At 65.2% G+C, this 22,997-nt stretch carries 26 protein-coding genes; 18 read left to right on the top strand and 8 right to left on the bottom strand.

Annotated elements, in window-relative coordinates; genetic code table 11:
- Positions 1 to 41: 41 nt before the first annotated feature.
- From IEW49_RS00365 to IEW49_RS00355, 3 genes are read right to left on the bottom strand one after another with little or no spacing between them, the layout of a single operon-like run.
- A complete protein-coding gene (locus IEW49_RS00365; protein ID WP_188640816.1) occupies positions 42 to 602 on the bottom strand; it encodes an LptA/OstA family protein in 561 nt (186 codons plus the stop codon).
- Positions 599 to 1,264 carry an LPS export ABC transporter periplasmic protein LptC gene (locus IEW49_RS00360; RefSeq protein ID WP_188640815.1) on the bottom strand — a complete coding sequence of 222 codons (666 nt, stop codon included), beginning with the start codon at positions 1,262 to 1,264 and terminating at the stop codon, positions 599 to 601. Before IEW49_RS00360 ends, IEW49_RS00365 begins: the two co-directional genes overlap by 4 nt.
- Positions 1,265 to 1,279: 15 nt before the next feature.
- Positions 1,280 to 1,900 (bottom strand): ribonuclease D, encoded by a 621-nt coding sequence (locus IEW49_RS00355; RefSeq protein WP_188640814.1) that lies wholly within the window; start codon positions 1,898 to 1,900, stop codon positions 1,280 to 1,282.
- 89 nt (positions 1,901 to 1,989) lie between these two features.
- Here IEW49_RS00355 and IEW49_RS00350 point away from each other — a divergent pair, with 89 nt between their 5' ends.
- A complete protein-coding gene (locus IEW49_RS00350; RefSeq protein ID WP_188640813.1) occupies positions 1,990 to 2,679 on the top strand; it encodes a uracil-DNA glycosylase in 690 nt (229 codons plus the stop codon).
- Between the two features lie 65 nt (positions 2,680 to 2,744).
- Here the strand turns inward: IEW49_RS00350 and IEW49_RS00345 are convergent, their stop codons facing one another.
- A complete protein-coding gene (locus tag IEW49_RS00345; protein WP_188640812.1) occupies positions 2,745 to 3,869 on the bottom strand; it encodes a hypothetical protein in 1,125 nt (374 codons plus the stop codon).
- Positions 3,870 to 3,936: 67 nt separating this feature from the next.
- A complete protein-coding gene (locus IEW49_RS00340; protein ID WP_188640811.1) occupies positions 3,937 to 5,145 on the bottom strand; it encodes a TIGR04063 family PEP-CTERM/XrtA system glycosyltransferase in 1,209 nt (402 codons plus the stop codon).
- Positions 5,146 to 5,245: 100 nt separating this feature from the next.
- Between IEW49_RS00340 and IEW49_RS13185 the strand changes: the two genes are divergently transcribed.
- The 5 genes from IEW49_RS13185 to IEW49_RS00320 all read left to right on the top strand — a co-directional run bounded on the left by IEW49_RS13185 (position 5,246) and on the right by IEW49_RS00320 (position 8,967).
- On the top strand, positions 5,246 to 5,377 hold the full coding sequence (locus IEW49_RS13185; RefSeq protein ID WP_268235606.1) for a hypothetical protein: 132 nt from the start codon (positions 5,246 to 5,248) through the stop codon (positions 5,375 to 5,377).
- A complete protein-coding gene (locus IEW49_RS00335; protein ID WP_188640810.1) occupies positions 5,370 to 6,767 on the top strand; it encodes a putative O-glycosylation ligase, exosortase A system-associated in 1,398 nt (465 codons plus the stop codon). Before IEW49_RS13185 ends, IEW49_RS00335 begins: the two co-directional genes overlap by 8 nt.
- A gap of 69 nt (positions 6,768 to 6,836) precedes the next feature.
- On the top strand, positions 6,837 to 7,286 hold the full coding sequence (locus IEW49_RS00330) for a MaoC family dehydratase (RefSeq protein WP_188640809.1): 450 nt from the start codon (positions 6,837 to 6,839) through the stop codon (positions 7,284 to 7,286).
- Positions 7,287 to 7,355: 69 nt separating this feature from the next.
- Positions 7,356 to 8,534 carry an acetyl-CoA C-acyltransferase gene (locus IEW49_RS00325; protein ID WP_188640808.1) on the top strand — a complete coding sequence of 393 codons (1,179 nt, stop codon included), beginning with the start codon at positions 7,356 to 7,358 and terminating at the stop codon, positions 8,532 to 8,534.
- A 7-nt stretch (positions 8,535 to 8,541) separates the two neighbouring features.
- Entirely contained in the window at positions 8,542 to 8,967 is a 426-nt protein-coding gene (locus IEW49_RS00320) for a hypothetical protein (protein WP_188640807.1), read from the top strand.
- A 9-nt stretch (positions 8,968 to 8,976) separates the two neighbouring features.
- Here the strand turns inward: IEW49_RS00320 and IEW49_RS00315 are convergent, their stop codons facing one another.
- Positions 8,977 to 10,200 (bottom strand): polyhydroxyalkanoate depolymerase, encoded by a 1,224-nt coding sequence (locus IEW49_RS00315; RefSeq protein ID WP_188640806.1) that lies wholly within the window; start codon positions 10,198 to 10,200, stop codon positions 8,977 to 8,979.
- A 164-nt stretch (positions 10,201 to 10,364) separates the two neighbouring features.
- Between IEW49_RS00315 and IEW49_RS00310 the strand changes: the two genes are divergently transcribed.
- The 6 genes from IEW49_RS00310 to IEW49_RS00285 all read left to right on the top strand — a co-directional run bounded on the left by IEW49_RS00310 (position 10,365) and on the right by IEW49_RS00285 (position 16,453).
- Positions 10,365 to 12,170 (top strand): ABC transporter transmembrane domain-containing protein, encoded by a 1,806-nt coding sequence (locus IEW49_RS00310; RefSeq protein ID WP_188640805.1) that lies wholly within the window; start codon positions 10,365 to 10,367, stop codon positions 12,168 to 12,170.
- 76 nt (positions 12,171 to 12,246) lie between these two features.
- Positions 12,247 to 14,415, top strand: a complete 2,169-nt coding sequence (locus IEW49_RS00305; RefSeq protein WP_188640804.1) for a M13 family metallopeptidase — start codon at positions 12,247 to 12,249, stop codon at positions 14,413 to 14,415.
- A 100-nt stretch (positions 14,416 to 14,515) separates the two neighbouring features.
- Positions 14,516 to 15,328: an undecaprenyl-diphosphate phosphatase gene (locus IEW49_RS00300; protein ID WP_188640803.1), complete on the top strand. Its 813-nt coding sequence runs from the start codon at positions 14,516 to 14,518 to the stop codon at positions 15,326 to 15,328.
- A gap of 84 nt (positions 15,329 to 15,412) precedes the next feature.
- On the top strand, positions 15,413 to 15,670 hold the full coding sequence (locus IEW49_RS00295; RefSeq protein WP_188640802.1) for a GlsB/YeaQ/YmgE family stress response membrane protein: 258 nt from the start codon (positions 15,413 to 15,415) through the stop codon (positions 15,668 to 15,670).
- A 76-nt stretch (positions 15,671 to 15,746) separates the two neighbouring features.
- Positions 15,747 to 15,995 (top strand): hypothetical protein, encoded by a 249-nt coding sequence (locus IEW49_RS00290; protein ID WP_188640801.1) that lies wholly within the window; start codon positions 15,747 to 15,749, stop codon positions 15,993 to 15,995.
- A gap of 197 nt (positions 15,996 to 16,192) precedes the next feature.
- Positions 16,193 to 16,453: a hypothetical protein gene (locus tag IEW49_RS00285; RefSeq protein ID WP_188640800.1), complete on the top strand. Its 261-nt coding sequence runs from the start codon at positions 16,193 to 16,195 to the stop codon at positions 16,451 to 16,453.
- Between the two features lie 79 nt (positions 16,454 to 16,532).
- Here the strand turns inward: IEW49_RS00285 and phhA are convergent, their stop codons facing one another.
- Positions 16,533 to 17,471 carry a phenylalanine 4-monooxygenase gene (gene phhA / locus IEW49_RS00280; RefSeq protein ID WP_188640799.1) on the bottom strand — a complete coding sequence of 313 codons (939 nt, stop codon included), beginning with the start codon at positions 17,469 to 17,471 and terminating at the stop codon, positions 16,533 to 16,535.
- A gap of 78 nt (positions 17,472 to 17,549) precedes the next feature.
- Here phhA and ppk2 point away from each other — a divergent pair, with 78 nt between their 5' ends.
- The 6 genes from ppk2 to IEW49_RS00250 all read left to right on the top strand — a co-directional run bounded on the left by ppk2 (position 17,550) and on the right by IEW49_RS00250 (position 22,017).
- Positions 17,550 to 18,341, top strand: a complete 792-nt coding sequence (gene ppk2, locus IEW49_RS00275; RefSeq protein WP_188640798.1) for a polyphosphate kinase 2 — start codon at positions 17,550 to 17,552, stop codon at positions 18,339 to 18,341.
- Positions 18,342 to 18,461: 120 nt separating this feature from the next.
- Positions 18,462 to 18,629 (top strand): 50S ribosomal protein L33, encoded by a 168-nt coding sequence (gene rpmG, locus IEW49_RS00270; RefSeq protein ID WP_160617284.1) that lies wholly within the window; start codon positions 18,462 to 18,464, stop codon positions 18,627 to 18,629.
- A 95-nt stretch (positions 18,630 to 18,724) separates the two neighbouring features.
- Positions 18,725 to 19,336 carry a LolA family protein gene (locus tag IEW49_RS00265; RefSeq protein WP_188640797.1) on the top strand — a complete coding sequence of 204 codons (612 nt, stop codon included), beginning with the start codon at positions 18,725 to 18,727 and terminating at the stop codon, positions 19,334 to 19,336.
- A gap of 289 nt (positions 19,337 to 19,625) precedes the next feature.
- Entirely contained in the window at positions 19,626 to 20,423 is a 798-nt protein-coding gene (gene xth, locus IEW49_RS00260) for an exodeoxyribonuclease III (RefSeq protein ID WP_188640796.1), read from the top strand.
- 86 nt (positions 20,424 to 20,509) lie between these two features.
- A complete protein-coding gene (gene ribA, locus IEW49_RS00255; RefSeq protein ID WP_229658014.1) occupies positions 20,510 to 21,499 on the top strand; it encodes a GTP cyclohydrolase II in 990 nt (329 codons plus the stop codon).
- Positions 21,496 to 22,017: a GNAT family N-acetyltransferase gene (locus IEW49_RS00250; RefSeq protein ID WP_188640795.1), complete on the top strand. Its 522-nt coding sequence runs from the start codon at positions 21,496 to 21,498 to the stop codon at positions 22,015 to 22,017. Before ribA ends, IEW49_RS00250 begins: the two co-directional genes overlap by 4 nt.
- Here the strand turns inward: IEW49_RS00250 and IEW49_RS00245 are convergent, their stop codons facing one another.
- Positions 22,018 to 22,956 carry a right-handed parallel beta-helix repeat-containing protein gene (locus IEW49_RS00245; protein ID WP_188640794.1) on the bottom strand — a complete coding sequence of 313 codons (939 nt, stop codon included), beginning with the start codon at positions 22,954 to 22,956 and terminating at the stop codon, positions 22,018 to 22,020. It abuts the gene before it with no gap.
- Positions 22,957 to 22,997: the final 41 nt, after the last annotated feature.

The following is a 22,997-nucleotide window of genomic DNA, read 5'->3' as shown; positions in this document are numbered from 1 at the left end:
CAAGGAAAGCGCGGATGCGCTTTCCGCACACAATAAAAAGCTCAATCCCCGTCGGGAACCGTGAAGCTGCCACTCACCCGTCCATTGCTGGTGGTGGTCGCTGGACCGTCGGCAGAGCCGCTCGCGCCGCCACCGATGCTCGAGACACCGCTGCGCAGGTCGATCGTGAGTCGCCCGCCATTCAGCGTATCGCCGCCGCGGCGCAGCGCTACTCCACCCGCCATGGTGATGATCCGGCGAGAGAAATCGTACACTGCGACCCCGCCACGTGCCGATTCGTTGCCGCGCGTCACCGTCACCCCGCCGGTCGCGGTGATGCGGTTGATCTGGAGCGATCCGGCGTCGGAATAATCGATGATCGTGCGCTGCGCGCGCATCGTAAGCCCGGCTTGGGTGATCACGACATTGCCCGACAGCACCGCGCGATTGGCGCGGTCGTCGAGCGTGAAATTGTCGGCGTCGAATTCGACCGGGGCGTTCGAATTGTGCCCCGCGATAACCTGCGCGACGAGTTGCGGCGCGGCGAACATGGCAAGTGCCACGGCCGCGAATGTTAGCAGCGCGTTACGCAGCGGGGCGGGAAGATAAAGGTGTTTGGTCATGGTGTCCTCAATCGGCCGGGGACCATTCGGAATTTCGCGCGGCCCGAAAGCCGGAGCGTGCGGGCCTGCAGGTCGACCCGCATCGAGCCGGCGCTGAACGTACCGGCGGGAATCACGCCCGAGACACCACCGGTCCCGGTCACGATCTGGTCGATCAGGTCGATCGAAATCCCGGTGGCCGACAGCGTGTAGCCGTCGCTCGCGGTAAAGCGGACCGTGCCGTCGACGTCGACGCGGCTGTCCTCGATATCGAACAGCGCGTCGGGCGCGGAAAGCTCGGCCGGGCCGTCATCGAGCAGGATCTTGGCGACCAGCCCGCGCATCTCGACCTCGGGCACGGTGGCGCTGCGTTGAGAGGCACTTTCAGCCACCAGCGAGAAGGGCCGATTCTGCGCGTCGGCCCCGCGATAGATTGCATCCTCGACCCGCAGCCGCTGGTCGGTCACCGCGACCTTGTTGCGATCGAGCAGGAAGCTGATCTCGTTGCGCGGCGCGATCGGCGACAGGATCATCACCGCGGCCACCGCTCCGGCGGCGGCGGGCAATGCCCAGCCGAGCAGCTTGACCAGCCGATCGTGGAATCCGCCCGGCTGCGCCCATTCCTGGCGCGCGGCGCGGGCGCGATCGGCGGCCCGGCTGGAATTGGCGACCGCGCGTGGCATCAGGCGCAGTCGATCCTAGGCATGGCTGAAGATATCGTGATCGTCCCAGCCCATGTAATCGAGCCGCGCTCTGGTGGGCAGGAAGTCGAAACAGGCCTGCGCGATCTCGGTGCGACCTTCGCGTTCGAGCCGTTCGACCATCACGCGGTGGAGTTCGTGCAGGAAGCGCACGTCGGAGGCAGCGTATTCGCGCTGCGCCTCGTTGATCTCGGGCGCGCCCCAGTCCGAGCTTTGCTGCTGCTTCGAGATCTCGTGATCGGTGAAATCGCTAACCAGCATCTTGAGCCCGTGGCGATCGGTGTAGGTCCGCGTCAGCTTGCTCGCGATCTTGGTGCAGAACACCGGCGCGGCGGTGACGCCGAGATAATACTCGATCGCTGCGAGATCGAAGCGCGCGAAGTGATAGAGCTTCACCCGGCTCGTATCGCCGAGCACCTTCTTGAGGTTCGGCGCATCGTAGGAACTGCCCGGCTTGAAGCGGACGAGATGCTCGTCGCCGCTGCCGTCGCTGATCTGGACCACACACAGCCGGTCGCGGCGGGTGATCAGGCCCATCGTCTCGGTATCGACCGCGAGCGGGCCGGTGCCTTCGAGGACGCCTTCGGGGAGGTCTTCTTCATGAAAGTGAATAGCCATATGCGGGTGGCCCTACGCCCTGCCTTTTCCGCAGGCAAGCACGAGCGCGCGCTGGCGATGGCCGGAAACGAGGGGTAGTCCCCAACAGCATGGGACAGGAACAGATCCCCGCCAGCTGGGCCCCGGTCCTCGAACCGGTGCTCGCGACCCCACAAGCGCGACGGCTTGGCGGATGGCTCGCAGCGGAAGAGCAGGCGGGCAAGACCATTTATCCGCCGCGCGGACAGCGCCTCGCCGCACTCGACTTCACGCCTCACGACGAGGTGCGCGTGGTGATCCTCGGGCAGGACCCCTATCACGGCCCCGGCCAGGCACACGGACTTGCCTTTTCGGTGCCGGAAGGCGTCGCGCTGCCGCCGAGCCTGCGTAACATCTACAAGGAGCTCGCCGACGATCTCGGCGTCGCGCCGCCCGCCACCGGATCGCTCGAGCACTGGGCCCGACAGGGAGTGCTGCTGCTCAACAATTCGCTCACCGTCGAACAGGCTCAGGCGGGCAGCCATGCGGGCAAGGGCTGGGACGCGATCACCGATGCGGTGGTGGCTGCGGTTGCCCGATCGGACCGACCGACCGCGTTCATCCTCTGGGGCGGCCATGCGCAGGGCAAGGCAGCGCGCATCGATGCGCTGCGCGAGGACGGACCGCACCTCGTGCTCAGGTCTCCCCACCCGAGCCCGCTGTCGGCCCATCGCGGGTTCTTCGGGTCGAAACCCTTCAGCCGTACCAATGCTTTTCTCGAAGCGCACGGCCGCGGGACGATCGACTGGGGCGCGCCATGACTGAAGCGGCTGGCGGACGATCCCGGCGTGGCGCGCTGTGTCAAGCGCGCCGATAGCGGAGGAGGCTAGGCCGCGCCGCCCATATTGCGCAGGTCCGACAGCGCATCGCGAATCTGGTCGGCATCGGGCGTCGCACTCTCATTGGCGGGCGCAGTGCGGGCGTGGACCCGGCGCAGGCGCTCGAGACCCGGGCTGTTGACGGCGGTGCTGGCCCCGCCCACCGCGCCGCGAGGCCGCAAGCTGGCAGGGGGGTGCGGGTTCTTCGCTATTGCCTTCGCAAGGCGTTCGGTGAGTTGCAGATAGGAGAGCTTGCCGAGGTCTTCGTCCTCGACGGTCGGCGCCGATGCGGTCTCGGTCGAAGGGTCGACGGGCTCGGGCTTGGGCTCGGGCTCGGGCTCGGAATCATTGGCGAAGCGGGTTGGCAGGCCGTGCTGCGCGAGGCGGGCGGCATCGATCGCATGGACATTGCTCGGAAGCGGCGGCGAGCCTGCGAAATCGGGCGCTACGTCCTCTTCCTCTTCGCGCTGGTGATCCTCGATCGGGTCGTCGGTGGCGCGCAGGTCGACGAGCGGATGATCGCTCGTCGGCGCGTCCGCTTGCTCGATTTCGTCGTGTTCCGGCTCCCCGACCTCGACCGGTGCGATCCCGGCATCGGGCCCGAGTTCGTCGAACACCGAGAACGGTGCGCGCGGCGCATTGCTGTCGACGGGCCGGTCGGGCGATTCACTGCGCAAGAACGGCGCGAGTGCATCCGGATCGGGTGTCTCGATCGGTTCGGGGTCGGTCCCGACGATCGCAATCTCGGGTTTGGATTCCTCTTCCGGCTCCGAATCGGTCGCGAACGCTTCGCAATGGCCATCGGTCACGATTGCCTCGCTATCGGCCTCCTCCGCGATCGGCGTTTCGGCGCCGTGTTCGGGCGACTTGGCCCGCACCAGCATCGCGGCGAGCGCGAGGCCGAGCAACGATCCCACGCCGCAGGCCGCGAGGGCCAGCAGGACGCGCGCGGTCGAACCGAGCGGCGGACGGGCGGCGGCGAGATATTCGGGCAGTCCGGTCGCGATCACCCAGGATTCGAGCGTCGGCTTGCCGATCACGAGGCTGCACAGCCCGAAGGTGGCACCGAACCACATCGTCACCAGCGCCGGAAACAGCGGGTGTTGCGTGATGCTCCTGGTCGATCCTGCCATTGCCTGCCCCTTCCTGTCGCATTCCCGGCGCGCCCCTGCGCGAGTCGGAAATACCGGATGAATCCTCTTACCTTGCCTTACTGGCTAAAAGACTATGGTAAATTTTTTCGTAACGGGCGGCATTCTTCGCCCAGTCGTGGTGTGCACGCACATAAGCCTTGCCGGCCGCGCGCAGGGCGGGCCAGGTCTCGCGGTGGTCGAGCAGTCCCGAGAGGGCTTCGGCGCACGCCTCGGGCGAATCGGGCGCGAACAGCGCGCCCGTCACACCATCCTCCACCAGTTCGCGGTGCCCGCCGACCGATGAAGCGGCGACGATCTTGTCCTGCGCCATTGCCTCGAGGGGCTTCAGGGGGGTGACGAGGTCGGTCAGCCGGCTGCTCTTGCGCGGATAGGCCATGATATCGGCGAGCGCGTAGTAACGTGGCACCTCTGCGTGCGGCACGCGCCCGACGAAGCGGATCGCCTCGGCGGCGGGCGAGGCCGCCGCTTGCGCTTCGAGCGCGGCGGCGCGCGGGCCCCCACCGACCAGCAGCAGCCGCGCATCGGGATGCTTCGCCAGCAGCCAGCGCATCGCGTCGATCAGCGTATCGAGGCCTTCATAATCGTAGAAGCTACCTATGAAGGCGATCACGGGCCCATCGCCCAGTTCGAGCTTGTCGCGCAAACCCGGGTCGGGCGCGGCCGCCTCTCCGAACAGCGACAGGTCGACCCCATTGGGCACGACGTCGATCTTGTCGCGGTCATAGCCGCGCTTCGACAAGTCCCCGCGCAGCCCCTCGCAGATCGTCACCACCCGGTCGGCCGCGGCGACCACGCGGTTCTCGAGCTCGCGGGTGAGGTAGTATTTAGGGCTGCCCTCTCGCCCGGTCAGGTTCCCGACCGAGGCATCCTCCCAGAAGGCGCGGATCTCGTAGACGAAGGGCAGGCCGCGCGCGGCCGCGACGCGCTGGGTCGCGCTGCCGCACAGGGCCGGCGAATGCGCATGCAGGATATCGGGCCGCCACTCGTCGCACACCTCGCCAATCACCCGCGCGAGGGCCGAGATCTCGCGCCATTCGCGCCACAATGGCGGTCCGGCCGACGTCCCCGGCGTGCGATGGAAATAGAGACCCTCGATCGCTTCCTCGGCAGGTCCCTCGAGCGAATGGCGCCGCCCGGTCACTGCGCGCACGTCGAGCCCGAGATTCTGCTGGCCCTTCAGTATCGCGCGCGTGCGGAACGTATACCCGCTGTGCAGCGGCAGCGAATGATCCAGAATGTGGAGCACGCGGGTCATCGCACTATGCTAGGGCCCAAACCTTAAGGGCGCATCAACCAAAAGCGGTTATCGCACATCTCGCGCTGGGCTCCGAACAGGCCGGAGGAGGGACGAAACCATGGTAAACATCGCGACCCTCATCCTCACTCATGGGCTGATGGTGGTAATGGTCTGGCGACTGGTCTTCCGCGACGATCTCGATTCCGATCCGCCGACCGGAGGCGAAGACGGAGAACCCGGCGGTGCTTAGCAGCCTGTTCCTCACGGCCTTCCTGCTGATCGTCTTCGCGCTGGGGCTGAGGCGGCCATTCCTGTGGGTGCTGGTCTATCTTTACATCGATATCGTCGCCCCGCAGAAGATCGCCTGGTCGATCCTGCCCTCGATCCCGGTGTCGCTGATCGCATTCGTGCTCGCCTTCGGCGGCTGGTTGGCGTTCGACGACAAGCGGGATTCGCGCTTCGGCCTGCGCCAGTTCCTGATGGTGGTGTTGCTCGGATATTGCGGGATGACGACGATCCTCGCCGAATTCCCCGATTCGGCGTGGGACAAATGGGCGTGGGTGTGGAAGGCCCTGCTGTTCGCGACCTTCCTGCCGCTGACGATGCGCACCCGACTGCGGATCGAGGCGGTGGTGCTGTTCCTCGTCCTCTCGGTCTCCGTCATCGTCATCAATGGCGGCGTGAAAACGGTGCTCGGCGGCGGCGGTTACGGTGTGCTCCACCTCCTCGTCGACGACAATACCGGGCTCTACGAGGGCTCGATCATCTCGGCGGTCGCGGTGTCGATGATCCCCCTGGTGCTTTGGCTGGCCAAGCATGGCACGATATTCCCCAGCGACTGGCGAGTGAAGCTGTTCGCGGCCGGGCTGGTGTTTTCCTGCCTGCTGATCCCGATCGGGACCTCGGCGCGGACCGGCCTCGTCTGCATGGCGGTGCTCGGCCTGATCGTCCTTCTCCAGATGCAGCGCCGCGTGCTCTATGCCGCGATGATGGGTCTGGGCCTGCTGATCGCACTCCCGTTCCTTCCGTCGAGCTTCACCGACCGGATGGGCACGATCCAGAACTACCAGTCCGATCAATCCGCCTCGACCAGGATAATGGTGTGGAAGTGGACGGTCGACTACGTGATCGAGAATCCGATGGGCGGGGGCTTCGACGCCTATCGCGGCAACAGCTTCACCTACGACACGCGCGAGGTCGAACAGAGCGGTCCGTCCACCGTCGTCACCACCACCGAGATCACCGAGGAATCGCGCGCTTATCATTCCTCCTATTTCGAGATGCTCGGCGAACAGGGCTGGTTCGGCCTGTTCATCTGGCTGCTGCTGCAGGCGCTCGGCATCATCCACATGCAGCGCCTCCGGCGCGAGTGGCGCCGCGCGCACGAGGAAGGGGCACCCCATGGATGGATTTCTCCGCTCGCCTTCGCGCTGCAGCAGACGCAGATCGTGTTCCTGGCCGGCGCGGCCTTCGTCGGGATCGCCTACCAGCCCTTCATCCTGATCGTGATCGGGATCCAGTGCGCGCTGTGGAGCTATGCCAAGCGGATCCGTGGCGAAGCGGTGCCGGTCCGCACCGCGCTGCGTCCGAGCCAGCAGCAGGGGCTCGGCGCGGCGCCCGGAGCCTTCACCTCCGCGTAATTCGCATTGCACAACCCGCGCGGCCGCGCCTATGGCCCTTGCGACAAAACCAGTTGCGAGGAGAAACCGATGGGCCCCGAAGAATTGCAGGCAAAGACCGGCGAGCAGCTCGGCACCAGCGAATGGGTCGAGATGAGCCAGGAACGGATCAACCAGTTCGCCGAAGCGACGGGCGACCACCAGTTCATCCACGTCAATGAGGAAGCGGCCAAGATGACGCCGTTCGGCGGCACCATTGCGCACGGCTTCCTGACGCTGTCGATGATCCCCTACCTCACCGCCAACAGCGACGTACCGCGGCTCGACGGGATCAAGATGGCGGTCAATTACGGGGGCAACAAGACGCGCTTCATCAACCCGGTCCGTTCGGGCAAGCGCATCCGCGCCCATTACAAGCAGCTGGAAATGATCGAGAAACGCCCCGGCCAGTGGCAGCAGACCAACGAGATCACGATCGAGATCGAGGGCGAGGACAAGCCGGCTTTGATCTGCGAATGGATGACGATGTATTTCGTCTGATCCGCCGCAAGGCCTGACATAAGCTGACAAGGACCCTGGCCTTGGCCGGGGCGACGAAGGAAGAAAATCATGCGCGACGCAGTCATCGTTTCCACCGCCCGCACCGGCATGGGCAAGGCCTACAAGGGTGCCTTCAATTCGACCCCGGGCGCGACCCTCGGTGCCTATGCCCTCAAGCCCGCGATCGAACGCGCCGGGATCGATCCGGGCGAGGTCGACGACGTGCTGTGGGGTGCCGCGCTCCAGCAGGGTGCGCAGGCCGGCAATCTGGGTCGCCAGGTCGCGCTGCGCGCCGGCTGCCCGATCGGTGTTTCGGGCATGACGCTCGACCGCCAGTGCTCGAGCGGCCTGATGAGCATCGCGACCGCCGCCAAGCAGGTGGTGATGGACCGGATGAACATCGTGGCTGCCGGCGGGCAGGAATCGATCAGCCTCGTCCAGACCCCCGAGATGCGGGTGATGCCCGACCCCGAACTGATGGGCATGCACGGCGCGATCTACATGCCGATGCTGCAGACGGCCGAGACGGTCGCCAAACGCTACGGCATCAGCCGCGAGGCGCAGGACGAATACGCGCTGCAATCGCAGCAGCGCACCGCCGCGGCACAGGAAAACGGCATTTTCGACGACGAGATCGTCCCGGTCTCGACCACCCACAAGGTGAAGGACAGGGAAACCGGCGAAGTCTCGGACCAGGACGTCACCATCGCCAAGGACGAGGGCAACCGCCCCTCGACCACGCTCGAAGGCCTCGCCTCGCTCCAGCCGGTGCTCGGCCCCGACACCACGATCACCGCCGGCAATGCCAGCCAGCTCTCGGACGGCTCGGCCGCGGTGGTCGTGATGGAAGCCAAGGAAGCCGAGAAGCGCGGGCTCCAGCCGCTCGGCCGTTATGTCGGCATGGCGGTCGCGGGCACCGAGCCCGACGAGATGGGCATTGGCCCGATCTTCGCGATCCCCAAGCTGCTCGAGCGCTTCGACAAGAAGATCGACGATATCGATCTGTGGGAATTGAACGAGGCCTTCGCGGTGCAGGTGCTCTATTGCCGCGACAAGCTCGGCATCGACAACGACAAGCTCAACGTCAACGGCGGCTCGATCTCGATCGGCCACCCCTACGGCATGACCGGTGCACGCTGCGTCGGCCACGCGCTGCGCGAAGGCCAGCGCCGCGGATCGAAGTTCGTCGTCGTGACGATGTGCGTCGGTGGCGGCATGGGCGCGGCCGGCCTGTTCGAGGTCTTCTGAGGCGAGATTGAGCGAGGCCGATCGCCTCCATTGGAAATGGTTGGGCGCGCTGTTGCTGGTCGTCAGCGCGCTCGACTTTTACGATCATGTCAGTCGCGACGGTGCGCCGTTCGCGGCGGCGTGGCCGCAATGGCTCGGCTTCACCATGGCCTCGACGCTGAGCCTGCTAGCGATCGCCTATGCCGCGGCCTTGGTGCTGCAGCGGCTGAAGCTGCCGACGATCGCCGCCGACACCGTGGCGTTCGGGCTGGCGGTCGCCAGCCACCTGATCTTGACCGGCCCGCTGTGGGACCGGGTTTTCTGGACCGGGCAATTGCGCTTCGATGCGGTGATGCTGCCGACCCTGATGGGCATGGCGTTCTACCTGCTCTACCGGCTCCTGTTCCACGGCGCGCAATTCGCGCTCTTGCAGCTGCGGCGGGTGGCCGGATAGCACGCGGCCTCAGCGGCCGTGCGACACGATCCAGTCTTCCACTGCCGGAGCGATCTCGTCGCGCCAGCGCGAGCCGTTGAAGATACCGTAATGGCCGACCTTCTCGGCCATCAGGTATTTCTTCTGAGAGGCCTTCAGTCCCGGGGTCAGGTCGAGCGCGGCCTTGGTCTGGCCAAGGCCCGAGATGTCGTCGCGTTCGCCTTCGATCGCGAAGATCGCGGTGTCGGTGATCGCGCCGAGGTCGATTTTTGCGCCGCGATGGACGAATTCGCCTTTGGGCAGCGAGTGCTTCTGGAAGACCTCCTCGACCGTCTGGAGATAGAATTCGGCGGTCATGTCGCAGACCGAACGATATTCGTCGTAGAAATCCTTGGTCCGGTCGGCGCTTTCCTGGTCGCCGACGGTGAGATGCTTGAACATCTCGTAATGGCTCATGATGTGCTGGCCGAGATTCATGCTCATGAAGCCGGCGAGCTGGAGGAAGCCCGGATAGACCCGACGGCCCGCCCCGGCATAGCGCATGGGCACGGTGGCGATCACCGTGTTGCGGAACCATTCGATCGGGCGCTGCATGGCGAGGTCGTTGACCCCGGTCGGCGACCGGCGGGTATCGATCGGGCCGCCCATCATGGTCAGTGTCTTCGGACGGCAAGGGTGCTTCTCCGCGCCCATCATCGCGGTCGCCGCAAAGGCCGGGACCGAGGGCTGGCACACAGCCATCATGTGTGCGCCCTCGCCGATCTCCTCGAGGAATTCGTGGAGGTAGTCGATGTAATCGTCGAGATCGAAGCGGCCTTCCTCGACCGGCACGTCGCGCGCATCAGCCCAGTCGGTGACGTAGACGACGCATTTCTGCATCATCCGTCTAACCGTGCCGCGCAGCAGCGTGGCGTAATGCCCGCTCATCGGCGCGACCAGCAGCAGGCGCGGCGCGTCTTCGGGCAGGCCGTCATGGCTGAAGCGCAGCAGGTCGCCGAACGGCTTGTGCAGCACTACGGCCTCGGTCGCCGGATATTCCTCGCCATCGATCGCGATCGTCTCGATATCGAAGCGCGGCTTGCCGTAGTGGGCCGCGGCGTGCGCGAACACGTCGAGCGCGCTCGCGGTGGCCGGTCCGAGCCCGGTATAGCCGTAGGGCAGGCCCGGATTGTTGAGCAGTTCGGCGGCGGCCGAGGCCCAGGCGCTCGCGCCGTTGAGCCAGGCGCGCTGCATTTCGTAAGCGGAATAAAGCAAAATTTCGTCCCTTCCACGCCCCGCAGGAATATGCGGCAGGCGGTCCCTTGCGGGCCTAGGTGGCGCGTTTCGTTCCATGTTGCAATGCAGCAGAGCACGATAGGTTGCGAAAAAGGGGTCTTCCGCCTTTTCGCAGGCGCAGCGAATGACTAGGTGAGGTCGCGATGTCCCGTTCCCCCGAAATCACGCCTAGCGAACCTCCCAAGGCGAAAAGTCTCGGCCCGCTACTGATGATCTGGCGCGCGGCGCTGAATTATCCGGGCCGGGTGGTGATCGCCTTCCTCGCGCTGGTGACGACGGCGGCGGCGATGCTGGCGATCCCGGCCGGGTTCAAGCTGGTGATCGACGAAGGCTTCACCAATGGCGGCGATCCGGACGAGATCGCCCGCTGGTTCCGTTATCTCGGCGGGATCGTGGTGGTGCTGGCGCTCGGCACGGCGACGCGGTTCTACTTCGTCAGCTGGCTGGGCGAGCGCGTCGTCGCTGACATCCGCAAGGCGGTGCAGGACAATCTCCTGCGACTCTCGCCCGGTTTCTTCGAGGAAAACAGCCCGCGCGAGATCTCCTCGCGGATGACCGCCGATACCACGCTGATCGAACAGGTGGTCGGCACCACCGTCTCGGTCGCGCTCCGCAACGTGCTGATGGCGATCGGGGGGACCGCATATCTCTATTACCTTGCGCCCGGCCTCACGATCGGGCTGGTGCTCGCGATCCCGCTGGTGGTCCTGCCGATCGTGATCTTCGCCCGCCGCGTCCGCTCGGTCTCGCGCACCAGCCAGGACCGGGTGGCCGATATCGGCTCGATGGTGTCCGAGGTGCTCGGCTCGATGAAGGTGGTGCAGGCGTTCGGCCAGCAGGAGCGCGAGCAGGGCCGCTTTGCCGCCGCGGTGGAGCGCGTGTTCGACACCGCCAAGCGCCGGATCCTGCTGCGCGCGGTGATGACCTCGCTGATCATCTTCTTCATCTTCGGCTCGATCACCGTGCTGATGTGGCGCGGCGCGGTCGGCGTTTCGACCGGAGCGATCACCGGGGGAACGATCGTCGCCTTCGTGCTGGTCGGCGGCCTTGTCGCCGGAGCTTTCGCCGCGCTGACCGAGGTCTATGGCGACCTCTTGCGCGGCGCGGGCGCGGCGAGCCGGTTGAACGAACTGCTCCGCGAAGAGCCTGGGATCGCCACACCCGCTCGGCCGATCGACCTGCCCAAGCCTCCGCGCGGCGCGCTCGCCTTCGAAAACGTCACCTTCCGCTACCCCACCCGCCCCGAGGTCGCCGCGTTGCGCGATTTCACGCTGACCGTCTCGCCGGGCGAGACGGTGGCGCTGGTGGGGCCGTCGGGCGCGGGCAAATCGACAATCTTCCAGCTTGCCGAGCGGTTCTACGATCCGCACGAAGGCACGATCAAGCTGGACGGCGTGCCGCTGACCAAGGCCGATCCGCACGCGGTGCGCGAGCGCTTCGCCTTCGTCCCGCAGGAAGGCATCCTGTTCGCCGCCAGCGCGCGCGACAATATCCGCTACGGCGCATGGGACGCCGATGACGAGGCGATCTGGGACGCCGCGCGCGCCGCGCATGCCGACGGCTTCCTGCAGGATTTGCCGCAGGGCCTCGACACCTTTCTCGGCGAGGGCGGCGCGCGGCTTTCCGGCGGTCAGCGCCAGCGCATCGCAATCGCGCGCGCGCTGCTCCGCGATGCGCCGATCCTGCTGCTCGACGAAGCCACCAGCGCACTCGATGCCGAAAGCGAACGCGCGGTTCAGCAGGCACTCGAAGCTCTGATGCAGAACCGCACCACGCTCGTCATCGCGCACCGCCTCGCCACCGTGCGCGCGGCCGACCGGATCGTGGTGATGGAGGATGGCCGGATCGTCGAGCAGGGCACGCATGCCGAACTGTCCGACAATGGCGGACTCTATGCGCGGCTTGCCGCCCTGCAATTCGACGAACCGCAGAACGCCATCGTCAAATAGGCGCTCGCCCCGCGGCGGCGCGTGCTAACCACCCGGCGAAGCCGCGTCCGCGGCGGGATTTCTACGGGAGACTTTCATGATCAAGCACGCCCTCAAACTGAGCTGCGGTGCGTTCGCTCTTGCGCTGGCCACCCCGGCGCTCGCCGGCGACATCGCGAAGCCAGACGCGCCCGAGGTCGACAAGCTCGTCGACGACCACGACAAGATGGATGCCGATACGCCGACGATGGATTTCGGTACCTGGGGTTTTGATCCAGAAGGGATCGACACCTCGGTCGATCCGGGCGATGATTTCTTCGCCTATGCCAATGCCAAGTGGCTGGCGGCGAACCCCCTGCCCGACGAATTCTCCCGCTTCGGCGTGTTCAACTTGCTGCGCGAGAAATCGACCAGCGACGTCAAGGCGCTGGTCGACGAACTGGTGGCTCGCGACGGGCAGTTGTCAGAAGACGAGCAGCGGATCGTTGATGCCTACAACGCCTACATGGACACCGATGCGATCGAGGCCGCGGGCCTCGCGCCGACTTTCCCCTATATCGACCAGATTGCGGCCGCGACAACGCTCGACAAGCTGGCCCGGGTTTGGGCGATGCCGGGCATGCCCTCTATGGTCGGTGGCGGCGTCGGCGTCGATGCCAAGGTGCCGGACCAGTACACGGTCTACATGGGCACCGGCGGCATGGGCCTGCCCGATCGCGACTACTATCTCGACACCAGCGAGAAGGGTCGCGAGATCCAGCAGAAATATCGCGATTATCTGACCTTCCTCGCGCGGGAAGCCGGTTACACCGACCCCGAGGGCACGGCATGGGCGGTCTACAACCTCGAAGACCGGGTCGCGCGCGAGATCGCGTGGGACCGCTCGGTGCGGCGCAACCGCGACCTCACCTACAACGCCTATGATCGCGGCGAACTCGAGGCGATGGCGGGCGATTTCCCACTCGGGCTGATGATCGACGCAATGGGCGTCGACAACGACAAATACGTCGTCGGGCAGGTCCCACCGACCGCGGAAGAGGCCGAGGAACTCGGCCTCGACGAAGCCACGCTGGCGAAGATCGGCAAGGGCGTGCCGGGCATGTTCGAAATGCTCGCCGATTACAACGTCGCCACACTCCAGGCATGGACGATCCTCAACCTGCTGTCGAACAACGCCGCGATCCTCCCCGAGCGCTTCGACCAGGCCAATTTCGCCTTCTACGGCCAGACGTTGCAGGGCACGCCCGAGCAGCGCGAACGCTGGAAGCGCGCGATCGCGGAAGTCGAGGGGCACCTCGGAGAACAGCTCGGCAAGTCGTACGCCGCGCGCTATTTCCCGGCCGAGAACAAGGCCGCGATGGTCGACCTGGTCGAGAACCTGCGCAAGGCCTACGCCATGGGCATCGACGAGATCGAGTGGATGGGCGAGGACACCAAGAAGGAAGCGCTCGCCAAACTCGCCGCCTTCACTCCCAAGATCGGATATCGCGACAATTTCGAGGAATACGAAGGCCTCGCGATCGTCGGCGGCGATCCGCTCGCCAATCGCATGGCATCGGCGCAATGGAGCATGGCGGACAATGTCGCCAAGCTCGGCCAGCCGATCGATCGAACCGAATGGGGCATGCTGCCGCAAACCGTGAACGCCTATTACAGTTCGACCATGAACGAGATCGTGTTCCCGGCCGCGATCCTCCAGCAGCCCTTCTTCGGCATCAACGCCGATCCCGCGGTCAATTACGGCGCCATCGGCGGCGTGATCGGTCACGAAATGGGCCATGGCTTCGACGACCAGGGTTCGAAGAGCGACGGCACCGGCGCACTGCGCAATTGGTGGACCGATTCGGACCGGGCGAATTTCGAGGCCCGAACCGATGCGCTGGTCGCCCAGTACAATGCGTTCTGTCCGTATGACGACGGCGAGACCTGCGTCGATGGGCGTTTCACGCTGGGTGAGAATATCGGCGATCTGGGCGGCCTCAGCGTCGCCTATCGGGCCTACAAGCTATCGCTCGACGGCAAGGAGGCTCCGGTGATCGACGGGCTGACCGGCGACCAGCGCTTCTTCCTCGCCTGGGCGCAGGTGTGGCGTTCGCAGCAGCGCGAGAACAATGGCCGCCAGCGCCTGCGCTCCGACCCGCACAGCCCCGAGGAATTCCGCGTCAACGGTGTCGTGCGGAACATGGACGAGTGGTATTCCGCCTTCAACGTGACCCCGGAGGACGATCTCTACCTGCCCCCCGAAGAGCGCGTGCGGATCTGGTAATCCGAAGTCCCCAGACTAGGCCTCCGCGAAACCCGGTTTCGCGGAGGCTCTTTTTTTCTGTGCTTGACTTGCCCGGCGCTCGCGGCGAGCGCGCATGCCGATGGACAACTGGCTCACCGCAATCCTGCTCGGCATCCTCGAAGGACTGACCGAGTTCCTCCCCGTCTCCTCGACCGGGCATTTGATCCTGGCGCAGGAATTGTTCGGATACGACGCCGCGCAGTGGCGCCAGTTCAACATCGTGATCCAGCTCGGCGCGATCCTCGCGGTGGTCGTGTCCTACTGGTCGCTGTTCTGGGACATGGGCACCGGTCTGCTGCGGCGCGAACGCGAGGCGGTGATGTTCACCCGCAACATCCTGCTCGGCTTCCTCCCCGCGGCGGTGATCGGCCTGCTGGCGAAGGATGCGATCGACGCCATGCTCGAATCGCCGATGGTGGTCGCGGTCGCGCTGGTGGTGGGCGGGATCGCGATCCTCGTGCTCGAACGCACGATAACGCCGGGCGAAGACAAGGGCGTCGCCGCATTGCCGATGCGCACCGCGCTGATGATCGGTCTCGTCCAGTGCCTCGCAATGATTCCCGGCACGAGCCGCTCGGGCGCCACGATCCTGGGCGCACTGGCGATGGGCGTCGGACGCAAGACGGCCGCCGAATTCTCGTTCTTCCTGGCCGTTCCGACCATGCTCGGCGCGGCGACGGTCAAGATCCTCGACGACCCCGCATTGCTCGCTGGCGAAGCCACGATCGGCTGGACCGAGATCGCGCTGGGATTCGTCGCCGCCTTCGTGGTCGCGCTGGCCGTGATCCGCGCCTTCGTCGCCTATGTCAGCCGCACGGGATTTTCGCCCTTCGGTTGGTATCGCATCGCGATCGGCAGCCTGGCGATCCTGATTTTCATGGGCGTTTTGTAAACGTCCTGCCGAATTTTTCGGAACCATGTCGGCAAAGCCCTGTTTCGGCATTGGAATGCAACAGGAACCCGTCCAAGAGAACATATGTTTGGTTTGATCGTCATCCTCCTCCTCGGTGCAACGCTGGGTTGGCTTGGTAGTGTGGTCCTCCGCCAGGAAGACCGCCGCGCGATCGTGCTCAACATAGGTCTCGGCATGGGCGGTGCCTTGTTGGCGAGCCTTTTGGTCGAAGGCACCTCGATCCTTTCGGGGGTCGGAGCTTGGGCGCTGCTCGCCGCCTTTATCGGAGCGATCGTGCTGGTCGGCGGTCATGCCGCCATCAGGCGCGAAGCTTACGATTGATCCTTTAATCGAGACCACACCGCGCCCCAGACGGATCGCGTCCGGGGCTATTCGCCAAAAACAAGGGGAAGATACCATGAAATTCACGATGAAAACCGCCATGCTCGCCACCACCGCCGCGATGGGCCTCAGCCTCGCCGCTTGCGACAGCGCCGCCGAAAACGAAGCCGAAGACGTCGTCGAGGCCGAAGAAGCTGCTGCAGACGAGCAGATCGACATGATGGAAGACACCGGCGAGATCAGCGGCGAAACCGCCGACGAGATGAAGGAAGATGTCGACCAGCAGGAAGAAGCTGCCGAGGAAGCCATCGACGAGAGCATGTAACGCCTCGATCGCAGCATCGCTGCAGAGTGAAAGGCCGGCCGGGTTCGCCCCGCGCCGGTCCTTCCATAATTGGGCGTCGCCAAGCCCCGTGCGATTGGGCCGTTCCGTTCATGCACGAAACAATTGGTTAAATATCTTACCTTGCCCGAAGCTTCCTGCTATCCGGGCGATCCCAAACAAACGAAGGGGAAGATGCCATGAAATTCACGATGAAATCCGCGATGGTTGCCTCGGTTGCCGCGATGGGCCTGAGCCTCGCCGCTTGCGACAGCGCCGCCGAAAACGAAATGGAAGCCGAAGCCGAAGCCATGGAAGACCAGGCCGACGCTGAAATCGATGCTGCCGAAGATGCCGGCATGATGACCGACGAACAGGCCGATGCGGCCGAAGACCAGGTCGAAGCCGAAGCCGACGCCATGGAAGATGCGGCCGACGACATGGACGCGACCCCCGAGTAATCGGACGCGCCATACGGCAAAGGAAAAGCGGCGCCGGAGCGATCCGGCGCCGCTTTTTCGTGCGCGTCGGCGATCTGGGTCAGACCGGCTTGGCGCCGCTCCCGCGACCGCCGCGCAGCGTGTATTCGAGCGTCCCGCGGTTCACGACGTTGTCGATGTCGATCACGGCCGTGTTGGCATAGGTGAAACCGGGGCCGAGATTGCGATAGAGCTTCTCGAAATCGCGCTCGACCGTCTGGTGGTAGAGGTCCTCGAAGCTGTCGATCACGAAATAGGTCGGTTGCAGGTCGCTGATGACGTAATCGGTCCGCATCACCCGGTCGACGTTGAGCATGATTCGGTTCGGGCTTTCGGCCTCGACCGCATAGACCGCTTCGGTCGGGCCCGACAGGATCCCCGCACCATAGGCGCGCAGGCCGACATCTTCCTGGATCAGCCCGAATTCGACCGTGTACCAGTAGAGTGCACCGAGCGCCTTCAGGCGGTTATATTCCATAGCCCTCCAGCCGGCGCGGCCGTATTCCTGCATGTAATCGGCGAACACCGGATCGGTGAGCATCGGCACGTGACCGAACACGTCGTGGAAGACGTCGGGCTCCTGGATGTAGTCGAAGGTCTCGCGGGTGCGGATGAAGTTGCCCGCCGGGAAACGGCGATTGGCGAGGTGCCAGAAGAACACGTGATCGGGGATCAGCATCGGCACGGGCACCACGCTCCAGCCGGTCATTGCGCCGAGTTCCTCGGACAACTGCCCGAAATCGGGCACCCCGCCGCGGCCGAGATCGAGCTTCTCGGTGCCTTCGAGGAACGCGGTCGCAGCGCGCCCGGGCAGGATCTCCATCTGGCGCTTGAACAGGTCGTCCCAGATCGCATCGTCTTCCGAATCGTATTCGGTCTGCTTGGGCTCGAGCCAGTCCTCGCCGACGTGTTCGGGCCGCTTCAACGGCGCGGTGAAGACGTCCGCCGGCATATCCGGCAGCGTCGTAAAGTCGGTTTCCTCTTTCGCGAGTGTGGCCATATCCAGTTCTTCCTCTACCGTTGCGACTCTCCCGCGAGGGTGGTCGCTCATTGCCTATCTAGGGATTGGGAGCCGAAAATGAAACGCAAGGTCTACGATGCCGCGATGGCACCGATGCGCGAGGAACTGGTGGCGATGGCGCGCTGGGTGCAGGCCAAGGGCGCGCGGGTGGTGGTGGTGTTCGAGGGTCGCGACACCGCGGGCAAGGGGGGCGCGATCCGTGCGGTATCGGAGACGCTCAACCCGCGAGCCTGCCGAACCGTCGCGCTGTCGAAGCCGTCGGAGCGCGAATCGGGCCAGTGGTATTTCCAGCGCTATGTCGAACACCTGCCGACGGCAGGCGAGATCGTGCTGTTCGACCGCAGTTGGTACAATCGCGCGGGCGTAGAGCGCGTCATGGGTTTCGCCGACGAGGCCGAGGTGGCAGCCTTCCTCGATCAGGTCCCGGCGTTCGAGAAGATGCTCGTCGATGATGGCATCATGCTGTTCAAATACTGGCTCGCGACCGATCAGGACAAGCAGGAGGAGCGCTTGCGCGAGCGGCTCGACGACCCACTCAAGCGCTGGAAGCTATCGCCGATCGATCTCGCGGCGCGCGACCTCTACGACGCATACACCGCAGCGCGCGAAGCGATGCTTGAGGCAAGCCACACGCCGCATGCCCCGTGGACGTTGGTCGATTTCAACGATCAGAAGCTCGGGCGGCTGACACTGGTGCGCGACCTGCTCGATCGGCTGCCCGATACCCGAATCGATCCAGCGCCGCTCGATTTCCCGCCGCTCGACTCGCCGCCGGCCCGCGAGACCTATCGTATCCTGGCACCGCTCGCCCCCTATCGGGTCAAATCCAGCGAGCGCGATCGTGCTTGACTTTTCGCGCCCGGAGGCTAATTGCCGCGCCCGTAACGGGCGGTACGGCGACGTGCCGCTCGCATTGTTTGAGCGGGCCCGCCAGCCGGTCCGACCCATCTCACCGTAGGAACCAAGGCCATGGCCAAGCCCGCAACCGTCAAGATCCGGCTCGTTTCGACCGCCGATACCGGCTTCTTCTACGTCACGAAGAAGAACCCGCGCAATCACACGGAAAAGTTCACTTTCCGCAAGTACGACCCGATTGCGAAGAAGCACGTCGAGTTCAAGGAAGCCAAGATCAAGTGATCTTGCTGAACTGCCGGGAACACGGCAGTTCACTATCGGTTCAAGGCGCATCACCTAACAAGAGTGCCATGATGAACCGTACTTTCCGCAAACCTATGTTTGCCCTCGCTCTCGGCGCGGCGGCCCTGCCGCTCGCCGCGACCGTTCCCATGCCCGCCGCCAGTGCCCAGGCACAGGCAGGCGATATCGACCAGGTCGTGAAGGCATTGCGCGGTATCGGCACGATGACCGCGAATTTCACCCAGACCGATCGCAACGGTCAGTCCTTCTCGGGCAAGCTGACACTGAAGCGCCCGGGCAAGATCCGCTTCCAGTACGAAAAGGGCGTGCCGCTGCTCGTCGTCTCCGATGGCAAGGCGCTGACCTTCGTCGATTACGAGGTCGCGCAGGTCCAGCGCTACCCGATCGGCAATTCGCCGCTGGGTGCGCTGCTCGATCCGAATCGCGACGTGAAGCGCTACGGCAAGCTGCTGCCGACCGGCGATCCCAATGTCGTGAGTGTCGAGGTGCGCGATCCGAAGAAGCCCGAGTTCGGGGTCATCACGCTGATCTTCCGCCGCGATTCGGGCGCACCGGGCGGGCTCGAACTGGCGGGCTGGGTCGCGCTCGATGCGCAGAACACCCGCACCACCGTGCGACTCTCTGGTCATCGCTACGGAATGAGCGTGTCGAACAACACCTTCCGCTATCGCGATCCGCGCAAATAATCGTCTCGTCGCTGAGACGAAACGGAATGGCCGGCAACCGTTCATTCCCTGCGACGAATACGTGCAGTTAGGTTCGAATTGTTCAGTTGGCAGCAACGTCCGTAAGGTAGATTGAACGCAGATCGGCTCGATGGGAGACGGGTTTCCCCCCTGTTGCCCTGTCACCCTCAAGTCGGGCCGGTTTTGCGTGACCAACGCAACATGGAACCCTCGTCCCAATGCCCCCGGGACGGGGGTTTTTTGTGTCTGGTGGTTGTGAGCGGTCAGCGCCGCACCTATCACCCCATGCATGCTTTCGATCGCCACCTGGAACATCAATTCCGTCCGCCTGCGCATGCCCATCGTCGAGCGCTTCCTGAAGGAGCAGGCGCCCGACGTGCTGTGCCTGCAAGAGATCAAGTGCCAGGAGCACCAGTTCCCCTACGAGGCGTTCCAGGCACTCGGTTACGAGCACTTCGCCATCCACGGGCAGAAGGGCTATCACGGTGTCGCGACGGTCGGGAAAGTGCCGTTCCGGGATTTCTCGAAGCATGACTGGCAGGACAATGGCGAAGCGCGCCACATCGGCATCGAGCTGACCGACCCCGTGCATCAGGGCATGGTGGTCGAGAACGTCTACGTGCCCGCGGGCGGCGACGTCCCCGATCGCGAGCAGAACGTGAAATTCGGCCAGAAGCTCGATTTCTTCGAGCGAATGACCCGCTGGGCCGACAAGGTCGACCGGCCCACGCTGATCGTCGGGGATTTCAACGTCGCCCCGCTCGAAAGCGACGTATGGAGCCACAAGCAGCTGCTCAAGGTCGTCAGCCACACCCCGATCGAGGTCGAGACGCTGCAGCGCTTCATGGATGCGCATGGGTGGAACGATATAGGGCGCCAGCACATCCCCGATCCCGAACGCTATTATTCGTGGTGGAGCTATCGTTCGAAGGACTGGAAAGCGAACGATCGCGGACGGCGGCTCGACCATATGTGGACCTCGCCCGAACTGGCACGGCAGGCGACCGGCCATTCGGTGCACGAATATGCACGTGACTGGGAGAAACCTTCCGACCACGTGCCGCTGATCACGGAATTCGAGCTCTGAGCGAGGAGCCGACGCCTGGGCCTTCTCCGGCCCGTCGGGCCGCGCAGGCGGTCGATGCGCTGCGCCATGGCTGGCCGATACGCTTTGTGGGCGGCCCGACATTGCTGCCCGCCGAAACCGCCATTGCAAACGAAGCGCAGGCTGATCGATTACTGATTTCCGCAGCCCGCGCGGTCACCCTCAAGCTCGCCAACCAGCGCGAAGCCGCCACCCCCGATGCGCCCGTTCTAATCCACGGCGCAGACCCGTTTACCCTTGCGGATGCGCGCGCCGCGGCCGATCCCGCGCTCGACCTTGCCAATCCGCTCAAGGGTCCGTTCCGCGCCGATCGGCTCGATTGGCAGGCCGAGGCGCAGGCAGCCCTCGAACTGGCGCGCATAGCCGGGATCCTGCCCGCCTTCATGGTCGATCCGGACAATCCAGGCGAGGCGCAGCCGATCGAAGCGGGCGATTTGGCAGCCCTGCAATTGGGCCACGGCCTTCGGATCGTCACCCGCGCCCGCCTGCCGGTCGCCGCCGCCCTCGATGCCGAGATCGTGGCCTTCCGCAGCACCGACGACCTGCGCGAGCATGTCGCGCTCGTCATCGGAGAACGACGGGCGGACCGACCGCCGCTTGTCCGGCTGCATTCCGAATGTCTGACCGGCGACGTGCTCGGCTCACTCAAATGCGATTGCGGGCCGCAATTGGACGGCGCGCTCGCGCAGATGGCCCAGGAAGCCGAGAGCGGCGGCTGGGGCGTGCTGCTCTACCTGCGGCAGGAAGGGCGCGGCATCGGGCTCGTCAACAAGCTGCGTGCCTATCGTCTCCAGGACCAGGGCCACGACACGGTCGATGCCAACCAGCGACTCGGCCTGCCCGACGAGGCGCGCGATTTTCACACCGCCGCGCGCATGCTCGCACTGCTCGATATCGCTGACTTGCGGCTGCTGACCAACAATCCGCGCAAGGTCGCCGCACTCGAGGCGCAAGGCTTGTCCGTGACCGAGCGCGTACCGCATGCCCCGGGTGCCAACCCGCAGAATGCGCGCTATCTCGCCACCAAGCGCGACCGATCGGGACACTTGCTGCCATGACCGCAATCACCATCCGCCCCGAACGGGGCTCGGACCAATCGGCAATCCATGCGCTGACCGAGGCCGCCTTCCTCGGCATGCCCTTTGCCGACGGGGACGAAGCCGATCTCGTCGACAATTTGCGCGCCGATGGCGACCTGACGCTGTCGCTGGTGGCCGAAGACGGCGAACGGATCGTCGGCCATGTCGCGATCTCTCCGGTGACGATCGAGGGTGGTGCACGAAGGGAGTATGGCGACTGGTACGGTCTCGGACCGGTTTCGGTGCTGCCCGAATGCCAGCGCGAGGGGATCGGCAGCCAGCTGATCAAGCGCGCGATCGCCGACCTGCGGCTGCGCGGCGCGAACGGCGTGGTGCTGCTCGGCGATCCGGATTTTTACGGCCGGTTCGGGTTCGAGCACGATCCCGCGCTGACCTATCCCGGTCCGCCGGCGGAATATTTCCAGCGCATGGTCCTCGACGGATCCCCGCCGAAGGGCCGCGTCCGTTATGCCAGGGCGTTCGGCGCGCCGGGTTGATCAGCGCTGGTCGAACCGCGCAATCCCGCGAGCGAGGTCGTTGTTGCGGATGGTGAAGCGCTCGCCGGTCCAGCTGGCAACGAAATGGGTGTTGCGCGCGAGGCCGGGCACGAAGCGCGCGGTGTTGTTCTCGATCACGAGACCCTCGCTCGCATTCGAACCACCCTCGGCTGCGACTGCGATGAAGGCCGACCAGTTTTCCTTGTTCGACCCCTGCACGAACCAGTTGTTCGCGATGCGACCCACGGCTCCGGCGGGCAAATCGACCATGTAGTTGGTGGCCTGCCCCCTTGCATCGTCGAACGAGCTGTCGCGGAGGTCGATCCGCGCGGCGCGCGATTTGACGTAGTGCCCGCCGCGCCCCTCCTCGAACCTGGAGCGCGTGACGGTCAGGCTACCATAATCGCCGATATAGATCGAATGCGCGCAACCGGCCGAATTCTCGCAGGTGCCGAGCCGGGAGAAGGTCGACTTGTCGATCACGATATCGCCGTTCGCGTCGTTGGCGGTGAGGATGCCCTGCTGGCTGTCGCGGAACCAGCTCTGCGAGACGAACAGGTCTCCCGTCTCGAGCCGGATCCCCGCACCGTTGCCGTCGCCGACGCGAATGTTCGAGAAGACGAGACCCTCGATGCGCGAGGACTGTCCGCGCAGCACCAGCGCCGCCTTGCCTTCGCAGGCGATGCGGGAAAAGCGCGCTTCGCCCGGCTGCGCGGCGCGGAAGGTGACCGAGCCGCGCTGCTGCACCGCGCAGACGCGGTGGACACCTGGCGCGATCAGGATCGTGCCCGTCGGCAGCGCTTCGGCCTCGTAGACCGCGGCCTGGAGGTTGGAATGCGAATTGCCCGTCTCGGCCACGGTGAACGGGCCGGAGGATTGCGCAGCGGCAGCCGTCGAGGACAGCAGGACTGCGGCGGTCAGGATGGTCGCGTGCTTCATGCCTCCGGAGTAACCCGTCCTGCCCGACCTGCGAAGGCCCT

Origin of the sequence: Pseudoblastomonas marina (assembly GCF_014641655.1) — a bacterium.
GTDB lineage: Bacteria > Pseudomonadota > Alphaproteobacteria > Sphingomonadales > Sphingomonadaceae > Alteriqipengyuania_A > Alteriqipengyuania_A marina.
This window is presented reverse-complemented; position numbering and strand designations above follow the sequence as displayed.